The 19,906-nt window shown below is 70.3% G+C and carries 21 protein-coding genes; 6 read left to right on the forward strand and 15 right to left on the reverse strand.

The window, feature by feature from the left end:
• Position 1 precedes the first annotated feature (1 nt).
• Positions 2-928 carry a mycothiol synthase gene (gene mshD / locus ACIP6U_RS12600; RefSeq protein ID WP_123996615.1) on the reverse strand — a complete coding sequence of 309 codons (927 nt, stop codon included), beginning with the start codon at positions 926-928 and terminating at the stop codon, positions 2-4.
• A gap of 156 nt (positions 929-1,084) precedes the next feature.
• Between mshD and ACIP6U_RS12605 the strand changes: the two genes are divergently transcribed.
• On the forward strand, positions 1,085-2,890 hold the full coding sequence (locus ACIP6U_RS12605) for a bifunctional metallophosphatase/5'-nucleotidase (protein ID WP_401715631.1): 1,806 nt from the start codon (positions 1,085-1,087) through the stop codon (positions 2,888-2,890).
• Positions 2,891-3,541: 651 nt separating this feature from the next.
• The gene (locus ACIP6U_RS12610) at positions 3,542-5,326 is read left to right on the forward strand and encodes an ABC transporter ATP-binding protein (RefSeq protein ID WP_401715633.1); all 1,785 of its coding nucleotides are present in this window, start codon (positions 3,542-3,544) and stop codon (positions 5,324-5,326) included.
• On the opposite strand, the gene ACIP6U_RS12615 is transcribed toward ACIP6U_RS12610, so the two are convergent.
• The 8 genes from ACIP6U_RS12615 to ACIP6U_RS12650 form a co-directional block, all read right to left on the reverse strand.
• Positions 5,316-6,020, reverse strand: coding sequence for a response regulator transcription factor (locus ACIP6U_RS12615; RefSeq protein WP_401715635.1), 705 nt, complete (start codon positions 6,018-6,020; stop codon positions 5,316-5,318). The genes ACIP6U_RS12610 and ACIP6U_RS12615 overlap by 11 nt on opposite strands.
• A 44-nt stretch (positions 6,021-6,064) precedes the next feature.
• Entirely contained in the window at positions 6,065-6,826 is a 762-nt protein-coding gene (locus ACIP6U_RS12620; RefSeq protein WP_401715637.1) for a PH domain-containing protein, read from the reverse strand.
• Positions 6,827-6,907: 81 nt separating this feature from the next.
• Entirely contained in the window at positions 6,908-8,350 is a 1,443-nt protein-coding gene (locus ACIP6U_RS12625; protein WP_401715639.1) for an ATP-binding protein, read from the reverse strand.
• The gene (locus ACIP6U_RS12630; protein ID WP_123996621.1) at positions 8,347-9,078 is read right to left on the reverse strand and encodes a response regulator transcription factor; all 732 of its coding nucleotides are present in this window, start codon (positions 9,076-9,078) and stop codon (positions 8,347-8,349) included. The genes ACIP6U_RS12625 and ACIP6U_RS12630 overlap by 4 nt, the downstream gene beginning before the upstream one ends.
• 100 nt (positions 9,079-9,178) lie before the next feature.
• Entirely contained in the window at positions 9,179-9,367 is a 189-nt protein-coding gene (locus ACIP6U_RS12635) for a hypothetical protein (RefSeq protein WP_401715641.1), read from the reverse strand.
• A 54-nt stretch (positions 9,368-9,421) separates the two neighbouring features.
• Positions 9,422-10,648 (reverse strand): S1C family serine protease, encoded by a 1,227-nt coding sequence (locus ACIP6U_RS12640; protein ID WP_401715642.1) that lies wholly within the window; start codon positions 10,646-10,648, stop codon positions 9,422-9,424.
• Positions 10,649-10,820: 172 nt separating this feature from the next.
• A complete protein-coding gene (locus ACIP6U_RS12645; RefSeq protein ID WP_401715644.1) occupies positions 10,821-11,849 on the reverse strand; it encodes a LacI family DNA-binding transcriptional regulator in 1,029 nt (342 codons plus the stop codon).
• 115 nt (positions 11,850-11,964) lie between these two features.
• Positions 11,965-12,744, reverse strand: coding sequence for a response regulator transcription factor (locus ACIP6U_RS12650; RefSeq protein WP_123996625.1), 780 nt, complete (start codon positions 12,742-12,744; stop codon positions 11,965-11,967).
• A gap of 193 nt (positions 12,745-12,937) precedes the next feature.
• Between ACIP6U_RS12650 and ACIP6U_RS12655 the strand changes: the two genes are divergently transcribed.
• The 3 genes from ACIP6U_RS12655 to ACIP6U_RS12665 are packed head-to-tail and all read left to right on the forward strand — an operon-like array spanning position 12,938 to position 15,305.
• On the forward strand, positions 12,938-13,837 hold the full coding sequence (locus ACIP6U_RS12655; RefSeq protein ID WP_401715646.1) for an alpha/beta hydrolase: 900 nt from the start codon (positions 12,938-12,940) through the stop codon (positions 13,835-13,837).
• A 56-nt stretch (positions 13,838-13,893) separates the two neighbouring features.
• Entirely contained in the window at positions 13,894-14,148 is a 255-nt protein-coding gene (locus ACIP6U_RS12660; protein ID WP_123996627.1) for a MoaD/ThiS family protein, read from the forward strand.
• Between the two features lie 2 nt (positions 14,149-14,150).
• Entirely contained in the window at positions 14,151-15,305 is a 1,155-nt protein-coding gene (locus ACIP6U_RS12665) for a hypothetical protein (RefSeq protein WP_401715648.1), read from the forward strand.
• Between the two features lie 169 nt (positions 15,306-15,474).
• On the opposite strand, the gene ACIP6U_RS12670 is transcribed toward ACIP6U_RS12665, so the two are convergent.
• From ACIP6U_RS12670 to ACIP6U_RS12695, 6 genes are all read right to left on the reverse strand, one after another.
• Positions 15,475-15,735 carry a DUF3099 domain-containing protein gene (locus tag ACIP6U_RS12670; RefSeq protein ID WP_280879399.1) on the reverse strand — a complete coding sequence of 87 codons (261 nt, stop codon included), beginning with the start codon at positions 15,733-15,735 and terminating at the stop codon, positions 15,475-15,477.
• Between the two features lie 77 nt (positions 15,736-15,812).
• Positions 15,813-16,100 (reverse strand): DUF1416 domain-containing protein, encoded by a 288-nt coding sequence (locus ACIP6U_RS12675; RefSeq protein ID WP_004986406.1) that lies wholly within the window; start codon positions 16,098-16,100, stop codon positions 15,813-15,815.
• 39 nt (positions 16,101-16,139) lie between these two features.
• Positions 16,140-16,979, reverse strand: coding sequence for a sulfurtransferase (locus ACIP6U_RS12680; protein WP_401715650.1), 840 nt, complete (start codon positions 16,977-16,979; stop codon positions 16,140-16,142).
• 124 nt (positions 16,980-17,103) lie between these two features.
• Complete coding sequence (locus ACIP6U_RS12685; protein ID WP_350751515.1) at positions 17,104-17,184, reverse strand: Ms5788A family Cys-rich leader peptide; 81 nt, start codon at positions 17,182-17,184, stop codon at positions 17,104-17,106.
• Positions 17,185-17,385: 201 nt separating this feature from the next.
• Positions 17,386-18,126 (reverse strand): DUF2993 domain-containing protein, encoded by a 741-nt coding sequence (locus tag ACIP6U_RS12690; protein WP_401715651.1) that lies wholly within the window; start codon positions 18,124-18,126, stop codon positions 17,386-17,388.
• A 334-nt stretch (positions 18,127-18,460) separates the two neighbouring features.
• Entirely contained in the window at positions 18,461-18,823 is a 363-nt protein-coding gene (locus tag ACIP6U_RS12695) for a DsrE family protein (RefSeq protein ID WP_401715653.1), read from the reverse strand.
• A gap of 101 nt (positions 18,824-18,924) precedes the next feature.
• On the opposite strand from ACIP6U_RS12695, the gene ACIP6U_RS12700 reads away from it, so the two are divergent.
• Positions 18,925-19,662, forward strand: a complete 738-nt coding sequence (locus ACIP6U_RS12700; protein WP_401715655.1) for a hypothetical protein — start codon at positions 18,925-18,927, stop codon at positions 19,660-19,662.
• The last annotated feature ends 244 nt before the right edge of the window (positions 19,663-19,906 follow it).

The following is a 19,906-nucleotide window of genomic DNA, read 5'->3' on the forward strand; positions in this document are numbered from 1 at the left end:
CTCACGTCTCCGTGCGGTACATCAAGTCCGTCTCGTACGTGACGAACCCCAGCCGCTCGTACACGGACACCGCCGCCTTGTTGTCCGCGTCCACATAGAGCATCGCCGTCGGCACCCCCTGACCCGCGAGATGGCGAAGCCCGATCGTGGTCAGGGCCTTGCCCAGGCCCCCGCCCTGCGCCCCCGGCCGCACCCCGACCACGTACACCTCACCGAGCCCCTCCTCCGCGTGGACCTTCGTCCAGTGGAAGCCGATGAGTTCACCGTCGCGGAAGGCGAGGAAGAACCCGGCGGGATCGAACCACGCCTCGGCCGTCCGGTCGTCGAGATCCCGCTGGGTGAGGGACCCCTGCTCGGGATGGTGGGCGAAGGCCGCGGAGTTCACCGCGAGCCAGGCCGAGTCGTCCACCCCGGGACGGAAGGTGCGGACGGCGACCCCGTCGGGCAGCACCGGCTCGGGCAGGTCCAGGTCGGTCAACGGCCGCCGCATCTGCCGCAGTTCGCGGAAGAGGGTGAGCCCGAGGACCTGCGCGAGATGCCGCGCCGCGGAGTGGCCGCCGTGCGCCCACACCCGCAGCCGCTTGCCGGACGCGCCGAGCAGCGCCGAGCCCAGCGCCCGCCCGTGCCCGTGGCCGCGGTGCGCGGGGTGCACGACCAGCTCGGCGGCCGGCGCCTCCACCGGGTCGGTGTCCTCCAACTGCGCGTAGCCGACGAGTTCGTCGCCGACGCTCAGCAGCAGATGGGTCACGCCCGTGCGCTCGCCGCCGCGCAGTTGCAGCCGCCCCTGTTCGGACACCGCCTGCTGTCCGTCCTGCCGGGCGGCCTCGGCGAGCAGCGCGAGCACCGCCTCGGTCTGCTGCGGGGTGAGCGCGGTGAGGTTCTCGATGGTGCGGGCCCGGTCGGGCCCGGCGGTGTCGTCGCTGGTCATGCGTACGAGGGTAAGCCGAGGACCCGGCAAAGTGGCCGCAAAGAGAAGGGCAAAGGGAAACCAGGATGTAACCCGGAAACCCCTGTCGCGCTACGCGCGTTGACCCTAGGCTGCGCCCGGACGGGCCACTACCTCAGCAGACCCACAGGGGGGCGCATGCCAGCCACTTCCCAGCCGAACCCGCATCGCAGACGGGCGTACCGACTCCTGACCGCGGCCGCCGCTCTGGCCACCGTCGGGGCCCTCGGTGCGGCGATCCCGGCGGACGCGCACGACACCGGGCGCGGTCAGCACGACCGGTGGCCCAACCGCTACCAGGACGTCCAGCTGCTGTCCTTCAACGACCTGCACGGCAACCTGGAGCCCCCGGCGGGCTCGTCGGGCCGGGTGACCGAACTCCAGGCGGACGGCACGACGAAGACCATCGACGCGGGCGGTGTGGAGTACCTCGCCACCCACCTGCGCGAGGCCCGCAAGGGCAACGCGTACTCGGTGACCGCGGCCGGCGGCGACATGGTCGGCGCCTCCCCGCTGATCTCGGGCCTCTTCCACGACGAGCCCACCATCGAGGCGCTCAACAAGCTGGACCTGGACGTCACCTCGGTCGGCAACCACGAGTTCGACGAGGGCGCGAAGGAACTGGCCCGCCTGCAGAACGGCGGCTGCCACCCCACCGCGGGCTGCTACACGGACAAGAAGTTCAAGGGCGCCGACTTCCCCTACCTGGCGGCCAACGTCCTGGACGAGAAGACCAACAAGCCGATCCTGAAGCCGTATTACGTCTGGAAGAAGAAGGACGTCAAGATCGGCTTCATCGGCGTGACGCTGGAGGACACCCCGGGTGTCGTCTCCGCCGAGGGCGTCAAGGGCCTCAAGTTCAAGGACGAGGTCGAGACGATCAACAAGTACGCCAAGGAGCTGCAGAAGCAGGGCGTGAAGTCGATCGTGGCGCTCATCCACGAGGGTGGCCTGCCGGCCTCCGGCGCGTACAACTACGACTGTGACGCCTCGGGCGCGGGCAGCGGTATCTCCGGTCCGATCGTCGACATCGCGAAGAACATCTCGCCGTCGGTCGACGCCCTGGTCACCGGCCACACGCACGCCGCGTACGTCTGCACGATCCCCGACCCGGCGGGCAACCCCCGCATGGTCACCTCGGCCGCGTCCTTCGGCCGCCTCTACACGGACACCACGCTCACCTACGACCGTCGCACCGGTGACATCGCCCGTACGTCGGTGAAGTCGGCGAACCACGTGGTCACCCGGACCGTCCCCAAGGCGGCCGACATGACCAGTCTGATCAGCAAGTGGGGCACGCTCGCCGCGCCCATCGGCAACCGCGCGATCGGCTACATCTCCGCCGACGTCCCGAGCACCGGCACCGAGTCCCCGATGGGCGACCTGATCGCGGACGCTCAACTGGCGCACGGCAAGGCGCTCGACGCGGACACCGACCTCGCGCTGATGAACCCGGGCGGGGTCCGGGCGGGCCTCACCTACGCGACCACGGGCGCCGAGGGCAACGGCGTGGTCACCTACGCCGAGGGCTTCACCGTGCAGCCGTTCTCCAACACCGTGAACCTTCAGAACTTCACCGGCGCCCAGCTGATCCAGGTGCTCAAGGAGCAGGTCAGCGGGACGAACGCGAGCGCGCCGAAGATCCTTCAGCCGTCCGCCAACCTCGCCTACACGCTGGACCTGACGAAGACCGGCGCGGACCGGGTCGTCACGGACTCCATCAAGCTGAACGGCGTGGCGATCGACCCGGCCGCCACCTACCGCGTCGCCACCAACAGCTTCCTGGCGGGCGGCGGCGACGGCTTCACCACGCTGGGCCAGGGCACGAACGACCTGGTCGGCGCGGACGATCTGACGGCGCTTGAGCAGTACCTGACGGCCAATTCGTCGGCGAGCAGCCCGCTCGTCCCGCCGACGCCGAACCGGATCACGATAGTGCAGTAGTCTCTCGCTCCACCTGCGACATCTCCGAAGGCGACCGCGTTTACCGACGCGGTCGCCTTTCGCATGTGCGGCGTAAAACCTGTGTGAGTGGGGGTTCGGTTCCGGGTTTTCTCTAAGAGTTTATATTCAGAGGCAACTCCTATCTATCCTTATTGAGGTCTAAGGCGGAAAGGCTTTTTTGGCTTCGGAAATGCCGTAGTGTTTTCCATGTCGAGAACGAACGACACCACGGAATCCGAACCGAAGGAGAACGTCATGAGCTTCCACAAGATCACCCCCGTGAAGAAGGCCCACAAGCCCGCTCCGGCCCCGAAGAAGCCCGCTCCGAAGAAGCCCGCTCCGGCCCCGAAGCGTCGCCCCGTCGGCCACAAGTAAATTCGACATAAGAAATCCAGGGAGGGAATTACATCATGAGTTTCCACAAGATTGTTCCGGTCAAGAAGCACCGCAAGCCCGCCCCGGCCCCCAAGAAGCCGGCGCCGAAGAAGCCCGCCCCGAAGCGCCCCGTCGCGCACAAGGGCTGAGGTCCGCCACGAGGCGGGGTCACCGGTCGGAGAGTCGCCCGACCGGGGCCCCGCCTCGGCCATGTCCGGCGCCGGGTCCTCTGCCGGTCCGGCGCCGAGACCGCCGTAGGAAAGGGAGTTGCAGACCATGAGGGAAGTGCGTGCGGCCTTCCGGCGGTTCTGGCCGCTGACCCGCGGCGATCGCAGGTGGCTGCTGGTGATCATCGGGTGCGTGGTGCTGTCCGCGCTCGCCGAGACCGCCTCGATCCTGCTGTTCGCCGAACTCACCGACAACGCCCTCAAGGCCGGCTCGCTCTCCGCGTTCTGGGGCCCGGCCGGTGCCTGGCTGGGCGTGGCCGCGCTCGGCGCGCTGGTCGGCTACCTCGGCAACTCGCTCGCCACCTGGACCGCGGAGAGATTCGTCCTGCGGCTGCGGGCGGGCGTCTTCCGGCATGTCCAGGACCTGCCCCCGGACTTCTTCCAGAGGCACCGCCAGGGCGACCTCGTCGAGCGGCTCACCGGTGATGTCGAGGCCATCGAGCAGATGGTCGTCTCCGGTGTCGTCGGCACGGTCTCCGCCCTCTTCTCGGGGGTCTTCTATTCCTGCGCGGCCCTCTATCTGCGCTGGGACCTGGCCCTCGCCACCTTCGTCCTGGCGCCCCTTTTCCTGCTCGCCGCCCGCCGCTTCTCCGGCCGGATCCGCAGCGCCTCCCGGGACGAGCGGGTCGCCGACGGCGCGATCACCTCCGTCGTCGAGGAATCCCTCGGCAACGTCGTCCTCACCCAGGCCTACAACCGCCGCCGCGACGAGGAGAAGCGGCTCGACGTCGAGGCCCGCGCCTGGATGAAGGCATCGGTCCGCGGGGCCCGGCTGAGCGAGTTGTACGAGCAGTTCGTCGAGGTCGTCGAGACGCTGTGCGTGCTGCTGGTGATCGGTCTTGGCGTGTGGGAGATCTCGGCGGACCGGATGACGCTCGGCCAGCTCCTGGCCTTCGCCGCCTTCATCGGCTACCTCTACCCGCCGGTCCGCAGCCTCGGCCAGCTCGGCCTCACCCTCACCGCCGCGACGGCCGGCGCCCAGCGCCTCAACGAGATCCTGGACACCCGCCCGGCCGTCGCCGACCCTGCCCGACCGGTCGCCGAGTGGCCCGTGAACGGCTGGGTCGCCTTCCACGACGTCTCCTTCCGCTACCCGGAGTCCCTCCGCGCCTCCCTGCGCGACGTGACCTTCCGCGCGAGCCCCGGCGAGCTGGTGATCGTCACCGGGGCGAGCGGCGCCGGCAAGTCGACCCTGTCCAAACTGCTGACCCGCTTCTACGACCCCTCGCAGGGCGTGATCACCCTGGACGGTGTCCCGCTGCGCGACCTGCGCCTTGAGTTCCTGCGCGAGAAGGTGGCGCTGCTGCCCCAGGAGACGCTCATCCTGAACGGCACGATCCGCGAGAACATCGCCTGCGGATGCCCCGGCGCGAGCGACGCGGAGATCGAGCAGGCGGCCCGCGAGGCGGCGGCGCACAACTTCGTCACCGCGCTGCCCGAGGGGTACGACACCCACCTCGCCCCCGGCACGGCCGCCCTCTCCGGCGGCCAGCTCAAGCGCATCGCCATCGCCCGCGCCATGCTGCGCTCCGCCCCGGTCCTCGTCCTGGACGAACCGACGGCGGGCCTGGACGCGGTGGCCGCCCGCCAAGTGGTGCAGCCCCTGCGCACGTTGATGGCGGGCCGTACGACGATCATGATCACGCACGATCTGAGCCTCGCGCCGGACGCGGATCGCATCCTGGTCGTCGACCGGGGCCGCCTGGTGGAGTCCGGCACCCACAAGGAACTCCTGGCCGGCGGCGGCGCCTACGCGAGCCTGGCCGAGCCGCTGCCGGACGCGGTGGCGGACCTGCCGCCGGCGCTGGACGAGACGATGATCCTCAGGTGGTGAGGCGCAGGGAGTAGCCGAGCCCCCGCACGGTCTGGATGAGCCGCGGTTCGCCGCGGCTCTCCAGTTTGCGGCGCAGGTACATCACGTACACGTCCAGCGTGTTGGACGTCGGCTCGAAGTCGAAGCCCCAGACGTCCTTGAGGATCTGCGCCCGGCTGAGCACCTTCGCCGGGTGCCGCATCAGGTACTCGAGGAGCAGGTACTCGGTCTTGGTGAGCCCGAGCGGCCGTTCGCCCCGGGTGACGGTCCGCGTCCGCAGGTCCATGGCGACGTCCTGGAAGTCCAGCCGCTGGTCCCGCCTCGGCTCGACGACCGCCCCGCGCGGGGCGCGGCGCAGCAACGCCCTTACCCGGGCCAGGAGTTCCTCGGTGGCGAAGGGCTTCATCAGGTAGTCGTCGGCGCCGTTGTCGAGGGCGACGATCCGGTCGCCGACCGCGTGCCGCCCGGTGAGCATCAGGATCGGGACCATGCACCCGGAGGCCCGGATCCGCCGCGTCGCGGCCAGCCCGTCCAGCTCCGGCATGGTCACGTCCATCAGCACCAGGTCGGGATCGCCCTCGGGCACCCCGATCAGATCGAGCACGGCCCGGCCGTCCCCCGCGAGGACGGTCTCGTACCCCTCGAACCTGAGCAGCCGCCCGACCCCGTCACGCACGGCCTCGTCGTCATCGGCCAGCAGAATCTTCCGTGCCATTCGAACACGGTGGGGCGGACGGCTGTGCGGGAGCTGGCAGGCGGTTATGGGTGAGCTGGGGGAACCGGTGGGGTCTCCCGCAGATACCAGGGGACCTGGGACTCCCAGCGCCAGTGCAGCAGGGCGGCGAGCAGGGCGAACGCGGCGAGCGGGACGTACAGGAGCAGGAGGAAGGGGCGGGTGTCGGAGCCGCTCACCAGCTCCCACAGCATCAACAGGAACATGGCGAGCAGGACGACCATCGCCCCGTTGAACGCCCGCACCCACGCCGTGCGGTGCCCCGCGCGCCGCCGGACGCGGTCCTCGGCCTCGGGCCGCGGCTCCCAGCCGGTGCCGCGGTGCCGGGCGGCGGCGGTCCGCAGATCGTCGACCTCGGCTTCGAGGTCCGGCCACTGCCAGTCGTCGAGACAGCGGAGCTGGAGGCGGCGGCCGTCGTTGTCGTAGAGGTAGGTCAGCAGGCGCGGGCCGTCCTTGCGCCGCGTCGGAGCGGGCTCGATCCGGATGTCGTAGACGTCGTGCCAGCCCCGCCGCCGCACGCGCACCGCGCCGCGCACGCTGATGCCGTCGGCCCGCACGAAGGTCCGCCCGCGCCAGTACCCGAGCCCGGCCGTACCGAGCAGCGCCAGCAGGGATCCCAGGAAGAGGACTCTGGCCCACCCGGGCATCGTGGACTCCCGCAGGGTCGAACTCACCAGATAGCCCAGCGCGATCACCAGAAAGCCGCGCCGCCCCCACGACATGGATCTGTGCCGTCCGTACTCGCGCTCGACACCCCCGACGCCGTCGACGTCCGCCACTCCGCCCACCCGCCCCACCTCGACATCCGGCCGGATGATCGTACGGCGGGACGCCGCCCGGCAGACTCCGCTCGGCAGCCCGTCGCCGAGCTACTGCGGATCGGCCGGCGGCGGTGTCGGCGCCCCCGGCACCCGTACCGTCGCCACCGTGCCGCCGCCGGGTGCGCGGGCCAGGGTGACCTCGCCGCCGGCCTGCTCGATCGTGCGGGCGACGATGGACAGGCCCAGGCCCGAGCCGGGGAGGGCGCGGGCGCTGGGGGAGCGCCAGAAGCGGTCGAAGACGTGCGGGAGTTCCTCGGCGGGGATGCCGGGGCCGTGGTCGCGGACGGTCAGGACGCCGCGGCCGAGCTGCACCTCGATCGTGCCGCCCTCGGGGCTGAACTTCACCGCGTTGTCCAGGATGTTGACCACCGCCCGCTCCAACGCGGACGGCTCCGCCCGGACGTACCAGGGCTGGAGGTCGGCGTTGATCGTCAACTCCGGCCCCCGCAGCCGTGCCCTGCGCAGCGCGGCCTCGACGGTGTCCTGCATCGACACGTACTGCACGCGCTCGCCCCGCTGGCCCTCCGAACGCGACAGTTCCTGCAAGTCGCCGATCAGGGAGGCCAGTTCGGTCATCTGCGCCTTCACCGAGGCGAGCAGCGCCTTGCGGTCCGCCTCCGGCAAGGGGCGGCCGGTCTCCTCGCTGCGGGTGAGGAGTTCGATGTTCGTACGGAGGGAGGTGAGCGGGGTGCGCAGTTCGTGCCCGGCGTCCGCGATCAGTTGCTGCTGGAGCTCGCGGGAGCTGGCCAGGGAGGAGGTCATCGAGTTGAAGGACCGGGAGAGCCGGGCGACTTCGTCCTCCCGGTCCTCGTCGACGGGGATCCGGATGCTCAAGTCCTCGGTACGGGCGACGTGTTCGACGGCTTCGGTGAGCTTGTCGACGGGCCGGAGTCCTGCACGTGCGACGGCGAGACCGGCTGCGCCGGCGCCGAGTACTCCGATGCCGGAGACGAGGAGCAGGATGAGGGCGAGTTCGTTGAGAGTGGACTGCGTGCCCTTGAGGGGAGTTGCGAGGACGACGGCTACACCTTGGTTGTCGGAAGTGTCGACGCCCAGGTACAGAGTCAGCACACGTAGAGAGTTGTCGTCCTCATCGGTGCCGTTGCGGAAGGTGCCCTCGGTGCTCTTCTTCTGCTTGATCACGTCCCTGTCGCTGTTGGTGACGATGACCGTGCCCGGCGAGTTCGGGTCGACGCAGGGGTCGCCCTTCTCCTTGATCGCCTGGACGTAGTCGTTGTGACCCGCGAACGACTGGGTGTTCTGCTGTGGGGTCTGAGTGCACCTCTGCAGAAGCGCCGCGACCGTGCCAGGCCTCCGCGCCATGTCCTTGAGGTCGTTGTCCACCTGCTCGTACAACTTCCCCTGCACGATGAACCAGCACGTCACCGAAACCGCCGCCACCGCGAACGCCACCGCGGCCGCGACCAGGATGGCGAGCCGGGAGCGGATCGGCAGTGTCTGGAAGCGGCGCAGGAGTTTGAGCTTCCTCACTCCGCCCCACCCTGCCGCAACACGTAACCCACTCCACGAACCGTGTGCACGAGCCGCGGCTCGCCCCCGGCCTCGGTCTTGCGGCGCAGGTACATCACGTACACGTCCAGCGAGTTGGACGACGGCTCGAAGTCGAAGCCCCAGACCGCCTTCAGGATCTGCTCCCGCGTGAGCACCTGACGCGGGTGCGCCATGAACATCTCCAGGAGCGTGAACTCCGTCCGGGTCAGTTCCACCGGCCGCCCCGCCCGCGTCACTTCACGCGTCGCCAGGTCCATGCGGAGGTCCGCGAAGGTGAGCGCCTCGTCCTCCTGGGCGGCGCCCGCGGCGGCGGCGTAGGAGCTGCGCCGCAGCAACGCGCGGATGCGGGCGAAGAGTTCGTCGAGTTCGAAGGGCTTGACGAGGTAGTCGTCGGCGCCCGCGTCCAGCCCGGTGACGCGGTCGCCGACCGTGTCACGGGCGGTCAGCATGAGGATCGGAGTCGTCGTGCCGGCGCCCCGCATGCGGCGTGCCGCGGTCATGCCGTCCATGCGCGGCATCTGGATATCGAGGACGACCAGGTCGGGCTGGTAGGCCGTGGCCTTCTCCAGTGCGTCCGCGCCGTCCACGGCCACCTCGGTGTCGTACCCCTCGAAGGCGAGGCTGCGCTGGAGTGCTTCGCGCACGGCCGGCTCGTCGTCGACGATCAGGATGCGCTGGGGGTCACGGTCGCCATCGGCGGGGCTCATGGGCTTCGGATTCCTCGGGTGCGGTGGGACGACATGGGCTGATTGTCATCAGCCTCGCATGTTTCCCTGCGGGCGCGTAAAGGGCGGAGCGGGACGGATCTCAGCCGCGGGCGGCGGTGCGGCGCCGCGCGCGGGCCGGGGCCGTGGCCCGACGGCCGGCGCCGTGCGCGACCGCCACCTCGGGGGCCCGGGCGGCCGGCGCGTGCAGTTCGTACGCCACGGCGAGGGCGAGACCGAGGTCGGCCGCGCCGCCGGCGGCGCCGAGGTGGGAAGCCTGCTGGATCTTCATGACGTACTCCCTGCTGGTTGCCGTGGATCCGGTGGTACGGAGGGGCACACGAGGTCAGCTGTCGCTGCCGCCCGCCCGCAGTGTGGCCAGGTCGGCCTTGACGGTGTTGATCGGGATGGCGAAGCCGAGGCCGACGCTGCCCGCGTCGCTGGAGGTGGCCGACGAAGCGGCCGAGTACATCGCGGAGTTGATGCCGATGATGTTGCCGTTGGCGTCGATCAGCGCGCCGCCGGAGTTGCCGGGGTTGAGCGAGGCGTCGGTCTGCAGCGCCTTGTAGGTCGTGGTGGAGGAGCCGGTGTCACCGTTGAACTGCTGGCCGCCGAACTGGAAGGGCCACTGGTCGTCGCCCTGTCCCTGCCCCTGGCTCTGGCTCTCGTCGGTCGAGACGGTCACGTCACGGTTGAGCGCGGAGACGATGCCGCTGGTGACCGTGCCGGTCAGGCCCTCGGGGGAGCCGATCGCGACGACCTGGTCGCCGACCTGCACACCGGCCGAGTTGCCGAGGGTGGCCGCCGTGAGGCCGGAGGCGTTCTCCAGCTTGATCAGGGCGAGGTCCTTCTTGCTGTCGGTGCCGACGACCTTCGCGGTGTAGCTCTTGCCGTTGCTGGTCTGCACCTTGATCGTGGAGGCGCCGGAGATGACGTGGTTGTTGGTGACGATCTCGCCGTTGCTGGTGATGATCACGCCGGCACCGGTGGACTGACCGGCGTTCGAGGTGGCGGTGATCTCGACCACGCTCGGGCTGACCTTCGCCGCGATGGTGGCGACGTCGCCCCTCTTGCTGGACGGCACGACGCTGGTGGTGGTGGAGCTGGTGGCGACCGTGTCGCTGCCGGTCAGCTCCTGGATGCCGTACGCGGTGCCGCCGCCCACGGCCGCGGCCACGATGGCGACGGCGGCCAGCAGGGCCAGGGGCCCCCGGGTCCGCTTCTTCGCGTGCGGCGCGGCCCCGCCCGGCTCGGCCGGTACGGCGGTCATGACGGCCGTACCGCCGCCGTTGCCGTCACCGCCGTGCCCGGCACCCGCGCCCTCGGCGGTGAAGTCGGCCGGGGCGGCGGCGTGCGAGGACTGGGCCGGCCAGACCGTGGTGCCGGGCTCGATGGTGACCGGCTCCACCGGGGGCTGCTGGGCCGGCTGCTGCTGAACGGGCGGCTGCGCGGGGGGCGGCGGCCACTCCGGGTTCACGGGGGAGGAGGCGTGCTGCTGGGGGTACGCGTCCTGCTGCTGCTCGCCCTGGTACGGGTTCTCGTACTCGCCGCTTCGGCGGAGGCTCTCGGTCATGACAATGAGCATGTCGCCCGACCATGAGAGCTCCCTGAGTGCCCGCTGAGAAGCCCGGCAGAACCTCGTATGCCCGATATAAAGCCCGCTCAGGCACCAGGAAGGGCTCTCTCAGAAAGCCTTCATAAAGCCACGGAAACCCCTTGTACGGCCGTGAGAAAGCCTCAGCCCGTCAGGCCGCGGCGCATCCGCACGACCGTCGCGTCACCAGCCGCGAGGGGAACACCTTCAGCCGCTCGCGCCGGGAGCCGGCCACCCGCAGGCCGTCGTCGAGGACGAGGTCCACGGCCGCGCGGGCCATCGCCGAGCGGTCCGAGGCGATCGTGGTCAGCGGCGGGTCCGTCAGGGCCGCTTCCTTGATGTCGTCGAAGCCGGCCACCGCCAGCTCGCCCGGCACGTCGATGCGCAGTTCGCGGGCCGCGCGCAGCACGCCGATCGCCTGGTCGTCGGTGGAGCAGAAGACGGCGGGCGGGCGCCGGGGTCCGCCGAGGATCTCCAGCGCTATCCGGTAGGCGTCGTAACGGTTGTACGGTGCCTCGAACAGCCGGTCCTCGGTCGGCTTGCCGGCCTCCTCCATCGCGCGCCGCCAGCCCTCGACGTGGTCGGAGACCGGGTCGCCGACGGCGGGGGTGTCGGCGGTGCCGCCCATACAGGCGACGTACTCGTAGCCGTGCTCCAGGAGATGGGACACGGCGAGATGGGCGCCGCCCAGGTCGTCGGTGACGACGGCGACGTCGTCGATGGCCTCGGGCCGCTCGTGCAGCAGGACGACCCGGGCGTCCCAGGCCTCGATCTCGGCGGCCGCGTTGTCGTTGAGCGCGTGGCTGACGAGGATGAGTCCGGAGACCCGCATCCCGAGGAACGCGCGCAGATAGTGGACCTCGCGCTCGCCGATGTAGTCGGAGTTGCCGACCAGCACCATCTTGCCGCGCTCGGAGGCGGCCTGTTCGACCGCGTGCGCCATCTCACCGAAGAAGGGCTGGCGGGCGTCCGGGACGATCAGGCCTATGAGGTCCGTGCGCCGCGACGCCATCGCCTGGGCGACTCGGTCGGGTCGGTACCCCAGCTCCTTGATCGCGGCGAGTACACGCTCGCGCGTGGCCGGTGCGACCGGCCGGGGTCCGTTGTTGATGACATAGCTGACCACGGCAGTCGACGTACCTGCCAGCCGCGCCACATCGTCCCTGGTTACCTTGGCCACGCGCGGAGTCTACGCGGAGAGACCCGCTCTGGGCAGGGCGTGAGGAAGCTTGCCTCGCTGCTCCCGGCGCCGGGAGCGTCCCCGGTGCGGGGACCATGCCCTGCCCACGCCTCCGCTACGCCTCCACCTGGACCTCGGTGTCCTCCAGGGCGGGCGTCTCGTCCGGCTCCTCCGCCTTTGCCCGGGCCGCCTTGGCCTTGGCCTCCTCGGCGGCGCGGTCGACCTTCTCCGGCGTAACGAATCGATAACCCACGTTCCGGACGGTCCCGATCAGCGATTCGTGCTCGGGTCCGAGCTTGGCGCGCAGCCGTCGTACGTGGACGTCGACCGTTCGCGTACCGCCGAAGTAGTCGTAGCCCCACACCTCCTGCAGCAGCTGCGCGCGCGTGAAGACGCGGCCCGGGTGCTGCGCGAGGTACTTCAGCAGCTCGAACTCCTTGAAGGTCAGGTCGAGGACCCGGCCCTTGAGCTTCGCGCTGTACGTCGCCTCGTCCACGGAGAGATCGCCGTTGCGGATCTCCATGGGGGAGTCGTCGTTGACGATCTGCTGCCGGCCCATGGCGAGCCGCAGCCGCGCCTCGACCTCGGCCGGACCGGCCGTGTCGAGCAGCACGTCGTCGATGCCCCAGTCGGCGGTGACGGCGGCGAGGCCGCCCTCGGTGACGACCAGGATGAGCGGACAGCCGGGGCCGGTCGACCGGAGCAGCTGACACAGGCTGCGCACCTGGGGCAGATCACGCCGGCCGTCGATGAGGATGACGTCGGCACCGGGGGTGTCGACGAGAGCGGGGCCCTCGGCCGGGGCGACCCGCACGTTGTGCAGCAGCAGTCCGAGGGCGGGGAGCACCTCCGTCGACGGCTGGAGGGCATTGGTCAGGAGCAGCAGCGAACTCATACGTCTGGTTCCTCCTCGGTCCCTGCGAGGACGTGTGTCGTGCGGCACAGCTCTTGCGATCCCGAGGGCCCTGCATCACCCGCGGCCACCTTTGGTTTCCCGAGGTTTCCCGCTTCGTATACAACGCTTCCGAAAGCACAAAAGGACCCGGGGGCTTCGCTGCCCGAGTCCTCTGCCGAGCAGAATAGCCCACATGAGCACTGGTCCGGCAGGTCATGTGGCACGATCCACCGTTCGTCCGAACTCTGAGACGATCAGACGTACACCTTTGCGGACGTTTCTGCACACCGACGACGGGGTGACGATCGATTCCGTATACGACCCGGGTCCGCTCGTATACGACGCTTCCGCGCCACCGTCCGTTGATCTCGCGTTCGTCGTGGCCCACGGTTTCACGGGCGATGTGGACAAGCCGCATGTACGGCGGGTGGTGGAGGCGTTCGCGCAGTACGCGCCCGTGGTCACGTTCTCCTTCAGAGGTCATGGGGCGTCCGGCGGGAGCTCCACCGTGGGCGACCGCGAGGTCCTCGATCTCGCGGCGGCGGTCGCCTGGGCGCGTGAACTCGGCCACGCGCGCGTGGTCACCGTCGGCTTCTCGATGGGCGGTTCGGTGGTGCTGCGGCACGCGGCGCTGTACGGCGGCGGGGACGGTGGGGGTGACGCGGATGCTCCGGACGGTTCGGGGCGCGCGGGGCGCACGGAAGCGCGTACGGACGCGGTGGTTTCGGTGAGTGCGCCGGCCCGTTGGTACTACCGGGGCACCGCCCCCATGCGTCGCCTGCACTGGTTGGTGACGCGTCCGGAGGGCCGCCTCGTGGGCCGCTACGGCCTGCACACCCGTATCCACCACCGTGAGTGGGACCCGGTCCCGCTCTCCCCGGTCGAGGCGGTCCCGAAGATCGCCCCCACCCCCCTCCTCATCGTCCACGGCGACCGTGACGGCTACTTCCCGGTCGACCACCCCAAGATGCTGGCCGAGGCCGCCGCGGGGCAGGCCGAGCTGTGGCTGGAGCCCATGGGGCACGCGGAACACGCGGCCAGCGACGAGCTGCTGGCCCGCATCGGGGACTGGGCTGTCGCCAAGGCGGGCTAGCCTGACGGGGTACACAGCCGAGTACACAGCCGATCGACAGAGGAACCGGTATCCGGATGCCAAAGGTGACGGTGCGCTATTGGGCCGCCGCGAAGGCCGCGGCCGGGGTAGCCGAGGAGCCGTACGACGCGGGCACGCTCGCCGAGGCGCTCGACGCCGTGCGCGAGCGACACCCCGGCGAACTCGCGCGCGTCCTGCGCCGATGCTCGTTCCTCATCGACGGTGACCCCGTGGGGACCCGCGGACATGAGACGGTACGGCTGGCCGACGGCGGCACGGTCGAGGTGCTCCCGCCGTTCGCAGGAGGGTGACGATGACCGACCAGCCGTACGACCCGAGATACCAGGGCTACGACCCCTACCAGCAGCAACCCCAGCAACAGCAGCAGCCGCAGCAGCAGTGGCCGGGCCAGCAGGGCTACGAGGACCCGCAGGCGGCCCAGCAGTACACGCAGCAGTGGCAGGGCCAGACCTGGGACACGCAGGTCCACCAGCCGGTGCCTCCGGCGGCCCCGGCGGACACGGCGTACCTGCCGCCCCAGACACCCCCGGCCCATGGGTCGTACGACAACGGGTCATACGGCAACGGGTCGTACGGCGATCAGCCCCAGCCCTGGCAGCAGCAACCGCCGGCTCCCGCGCCCGAGCCCCTCGCGACGGACGCCCCCGCTTCCGCCGCCTACGGACCGGCCACCGTCGCGGGCAACGCCCGCGTCACGGACGCCCAACGCGCCCGCCTGGAGGGCCGTTCCCCGATCATCGACCCCGGCATGCAGCCGGCGGCGCTGACGGCACTGCTGGGCGTACTCCTCTCCGCCACGGCGGCGGCGGGATCGTACGCGCTCCTTCTTCCCCTGATCGCCCTCCAGGGCGTGACGGCGGCGGGCTGGTTCCGGCTGAACGGCATGTGGCCGGCCCGCCAGGGCATCGCGCTGGCGTTCCTCGGCGCGCTCGTGGCGGACGTGGCCCTGCTGACGGCGGGCCGGGAGAACGGCCCGGCGGCGATCCTGGGCACCCTGGGCGTCTGGGTCCTGCTCTCCCTGGTCCTCCAACTCCGCTCCCACGCCGACCCGGACGAGCGGATGTACGGCCTGATGGCAGGCGTCGCCTCGGCGGCCCTGGCGATCATCGCGACCGGCTACCTGGCGGCGGACCCGGAAGCGGTCACGGTAGGAGCGGCGGCGGCAGCGGTGGCCGTCCTGGCCCGCGCGCTCCCCCTGCCGACCTCCGCCTCCGTGATCGTCTCCCTGCTGGCCGCGGCCGGCGCGGGCATCGCGGTGGGCGGCCTGACGGACTACGGCACGAAGGGCGCGCTCCTGGGCGCGGGAGCGGCGGCCTGCGCCCTGATCGGCCACCGGGTGGCGGCGTACGACTACCCGTCCCGCTTCGTCCACTTCACAGCGGGGGTCGCCCTGCCGCTGGCGACGGCGGCACCGGTGGTGTGGGTACTGGGACGGGCGCTGGCGTAGCCGCGGTCCCCCGCGGGCCCGGCAGCAATGGGCGGCCGGGCGGCGCCTTCCTGACGCGGGTCCGCATTTTCCAGCCCGTCCGGCGTTTGAGGGCGAGGCCGTTCAGGCCGAAGCGGGGGTCTGGGGGCGCGGCCCCCAGGGCACGCGCGCGACGGGCAGGTCCAGCAGCTCAGGGACGCCTTTTCTTGCCGTCCAGCTCGTCCCACCAGTCGTCCGACTTCGGGTCGCCCGACGGGTCGTCCCACCAGCGGTCGTCCGGGCCCCGTCGGTTCGCCACCATCGCGGCGACCGGCGGGATCAGCATGGCGACCACGCACATGCCCACGGCGACCGGCACGGACCACAGGCGCACGACACCCCACGCCAGGACGAAGAGCCCGATGCACGTGCCCATCATGGCGAAGTAGACATGACGCCGTCGTGCCAACATACGTCCAGCGTAGGCCCGGAACGGGCGGAGGGCCGCACCCCCGACGGGGTACGGCCCTCCGGCCTGTCAGCTGCTGCTCAGACCGCGATCGCGACCTCTGCCAGTCCACCCTGCTGCGCGACGACCGTGCGGTCGGCCGTGCCACCCGGCACCAGCGCGCGAACGGTCCACGTGCCCTCGGCCGCGTAGAAGCGGAACTGCCCCGTCGCCGAGGTCGGAACCTCCGCGGTGAACTCGCCGGTCGAGTCCAGGAGCCGGACATAGCCCGTCACCGGCTCGCCGTCACGCGTCACCTGGCCCTGGATCGTGGTCTCACCGGGCTTGATCGTCGAGGCGTCCGGGCCGCCGGCCTTCGCTCCGCACATGTCGTCTCTCCTGAGGGGTGATGAAGTCGGTCGGTGGTCCTACTTGTTGGCGCCGAGCTCGATCGGCACGCCGACGAGGCTGCCGTACTCGGTCCACGAGCCGTCGTAGTTCTTGACGTTCTCGACACCGAGCAGCTCGTGCAGCACGAACCAGGTCAGGGCCGAGCGCTCGCCGATACGGCAGTACGCGATGGTGTCCTTGGCGAGGTCGACCTGCTCCTCGGCGTAGAGCTCCTTGAGCTCGTCGTCCGACTTGAAGGTGCCGTCGTCGTTGGCGTTCTTCGACCACGGGATGTTGCGCGCGGACGGGACGTGCCCCGGACGCTGCGACTGCTCCTGCGGCAGGTGGGCCGGCGCGAGCAGCTTGCCGCTGAACTCGTCGGGCGACCGGACGTCGACCAGGTTCTGCGAGCCGATGGCCGCCACGACGTCGTCGCGGAAGGCACGGATCGCGGTGTTCTGCGGCTTGGCCTTGTAGTCGGTGGTCGCGCGCTCGGGCACGTCCTCGACCAGCTCGCGGGCGTCCAGCTCCCACTTCTTGCGGCCGCCGTCGAGCAGCTTGACGCTGTCGTGGCCGTAGAGCTTGAAGTACCAGTAGGCGTAGGACGCGAACCAGTTGTTGTTGCCGCCGTAGAGGATCACCAGCGTGTCGTTGGCGATGCCCTTCGCCGACAGGAGCTTCTCGAAGCCCTCCTGGTCGATGAAGTCGCGGCGGACCGGGTCCTGAAGGTCCTTGGTCCAGTCGATGCGGATCGCGTTGCGGATGTGGTTCTTCTCGTAGGCGGACGTGTCCTCGTCCACCTCCACGATCGCGATGTCGACGTTGTCCAGGTTGTCCTGGACCCAGTCGGCGTCGACCAGGACGTCGCTGCGGCTCATGCTCTTTCTCCTCCGGGGCAGGTGCGGCGGGGCGTGCGAGGTGCGGGGTGCGCGCGCTCGTGCGAGGGCGTGCGCACGGATGCCCTGAACAGGGCGGGGAGATGCGGAAGCCGAACGCTCCCGCTCAGAAGGGGCGACAGAGCATGGCGGCGACGCGGCACAGGTCGACTGCCCGCCGCTTCGTGAGATCCGCCTGTCGCTTCATGACGACGATCGTAGGGACGGAAAGCCGGACATGTCACCGGCGTGTCAAATCCTGAGACGCGATCGTCCGCACTATGGGATGCGATGACAGGGCCAACGCGTCCCGCACGGCCGCCGGGCCCCTGCATGGGGTGTCGCATCTACGGTACGGACGGCACTGTCTCGTCTGTCGGACACCGTTCGTTCGTCAACGCCCCTCGTCCTACCCGGCCAGGTTGACGTTCGAACCCTTCACCGCGATCTCCACACCGCTCTTCGCGGCCTGCACACTGTCCAGCTTGATGCCGCCCGGCAGCTGGTCGATGGTCTGCTGGAAGTCGGTGATCGAGCGCATCCGGGAGTCCGCGAGATCGACGACCAGCTTGGGCAGGTTGTCGGCGTGCACCTTGACCGTGTCACCGGCGACGGTGACCGTGCTGAGCACCGGGTAGGTCTGCGACTGGCCGAGCGCCGTGACCTTCACGTCGACCTTGATCTTGCCGTTGCCGCCGTCGGAGAGGCCGATGACCTGGGCCTGGACGCCGGTGAAGACCTGCGTCGGCTCGGACTTGGCCGCCTTGAGCAGTTCGTCGTAGGCGATGGTGGCGGTGCCGGTCGCGTTCGCGGCGGTGGCGGAGCTGTAGTCGCCGGAGAAGTCGACGCCCTTCATCTGGGCCTTGAGGTCGTCGATACGGATGGTCTGGGGACCGTCGCCCGCGCTGTTGCCGGTGTCGGCGTCGTAGTCCTTGATGCCGATCTCGACGTCGTCCAGCTCTCCGGACGCGACCTGGGTGAGGAACGGGAAGCCCTTGATGGACACGTCCGGGGTGGCGGACAGGTTCTCGGTGGTCTTCAGCTTGTCCGCGACCTCGCCCTGGGCGAAGTGCACGGCGACCCGGTCCGCGATCACGAAGAGGCCGCCCAGGATCACGACGACGATCAGAAGTATTCGCAGGGCGCGCATTCGGGTCCCCTACCTAGGCGGTCATCAAGACGACGGTCATGACGACCGGGTGGCCGCCCAGCGTGAGATTAACCCCGTGGCCTAGGAACGCAGTCGGATTGTTGATCAGCTGTGACAGGAGAACCCCCGACGCCTCACGGCCGGTGCGCCTCACGCCGGTGCTGCCGCAGCCGGGGACGGGTACGGGCGGGCGGCCGACGTCCTCGGCGTCCGGCGGCGGACTGGTCTGACTCCGGTCGTACGCCCGCGAGCTGCCGGCGACCGGCGGCAGCAGGGACCCCGACCGAGGCGCCCTCGTCCTCTCCGTGGACGCCTGGTGCGACTTCGTCGCGGCTCAGTAGACGAGCGCCTGCGTCCCGTCGGTCATCGCCTCCTGGACGAACACCTGCGCCCCCGCGATCCGTACGCCCTCGATGACGTCCTTCTCCGTGATGTCCCGCCGGGCCGCGCACTGGGTGCACAGGGTCACCTTGCCGCCGATGAGCAGCGAGTCGAGCAGATCCGGCAGCGGCGCGGCATGCGGGAGGTCGAACTCGGCCGCGCGCCCCGGAAGCGCGAACCACGCCGACTCGCCGGTCAGCCAGAGGGAGACGTCGACCCCGCTGGCCACGGCGACGGCAGCCACCGTAAAAGCCTGGGAGCACCGTTCGGGAGCGTCCGCGCCGGCCGTCACCTTGATCACGAGCTTCTTCGCCATGGCCGAATCGTAATCAACACCTCCGCAACTACCGCCGATACCCATGAGTCTTCTGTGCGCGTGCATATGGCATGTGCGCTACACGTTTCGTGGGGGACGTCTTGGAAGTACCCGAACCGGCGGAGCCGACCGCGCGCCGGCGTCGTGGCCGTACCACCCTGCTGATCGCCGGAGCCGCCGTGCTCGGCGTCGTCGCGGGGACCTGTGTCGGCTACCTGGTCCAGGCCGACCGTGAGCCGACGAAGCTCCCCTCCCTGTCCCAGCCGGTGCTGACGCAGGCCAAGGGCCCGGCGCCCGAGCCGCTGTCGGCCGCGCAGGACCGTCAGGTGAAGGTCGACGGCGACCTGCGCAAGCTGCTGCTGAAGAAGCCGGGCGGCGCGAAGGAGGCCGACTGGCTGACCGGCGACGACGGCTGGATGGACCTGGGCACCTACGCCGACTCGTACGAGGAGCCGGGCGACATGTTCGGCGAGCTGGTCGGCGACGAGTTCCGCCGGGCCGCCGTCACCGGCTGGGAGTCGGGCAACCAGACCGTCGAGATCCGGCTGCTCCAGTTCCGCCAGGAGGAGTCCGGAGCGGCGGCCGACGTGGTGGACAACAACGAGTACTGGGCCGACGCCGAGTCCGGCACCGACAGCTGGTCCGTGCCCGGCACCGGCGAGGGAATGGCGTACGTCCACACCAAGCCGAAGACCGAGGCGGGATACCTGCCGCAGTACAGCGCCGAGGCCACGGCCTCCCGCGGTGACATCGCCGTGGAGATCTGGGTCTACGACACCAAGCCGATCCCCAAGGCGAAGATCATGGACCTGGCCAAGCGGCAGATGGAGCGGCTGTGACGGAGAACGAGAACGAGCCGGTCGACTCCGTCGGTGAGGCGGGTCCTGCCCCCGAGGCCGGTCCGGTCGGCGCGGCGGGTCCTGCCGCTGAGGCCGGTTCCGTTGGTGAGACGGGGTTCTGGCCCCGAGGCCGGTTCCGTCGGAGAGGCGGGGCCTGCCCCTGAGGCCGGTCCGGTCGGTGAGGCGGGGCCTGCCACTGAGGCCGGTTCCGTCGGAGAGGCGAGCGCTGCCCCCGAGGCCGGTC

The organism is Streptomyces sp. NPDC088794 (genome assembly GCF_044750545.1).
Taxonomy (GTDB): Bacteria; Actinomycetota; Actinomycetes; order Streptomycetales; family Streptomycetaceae; genus Streptomyces.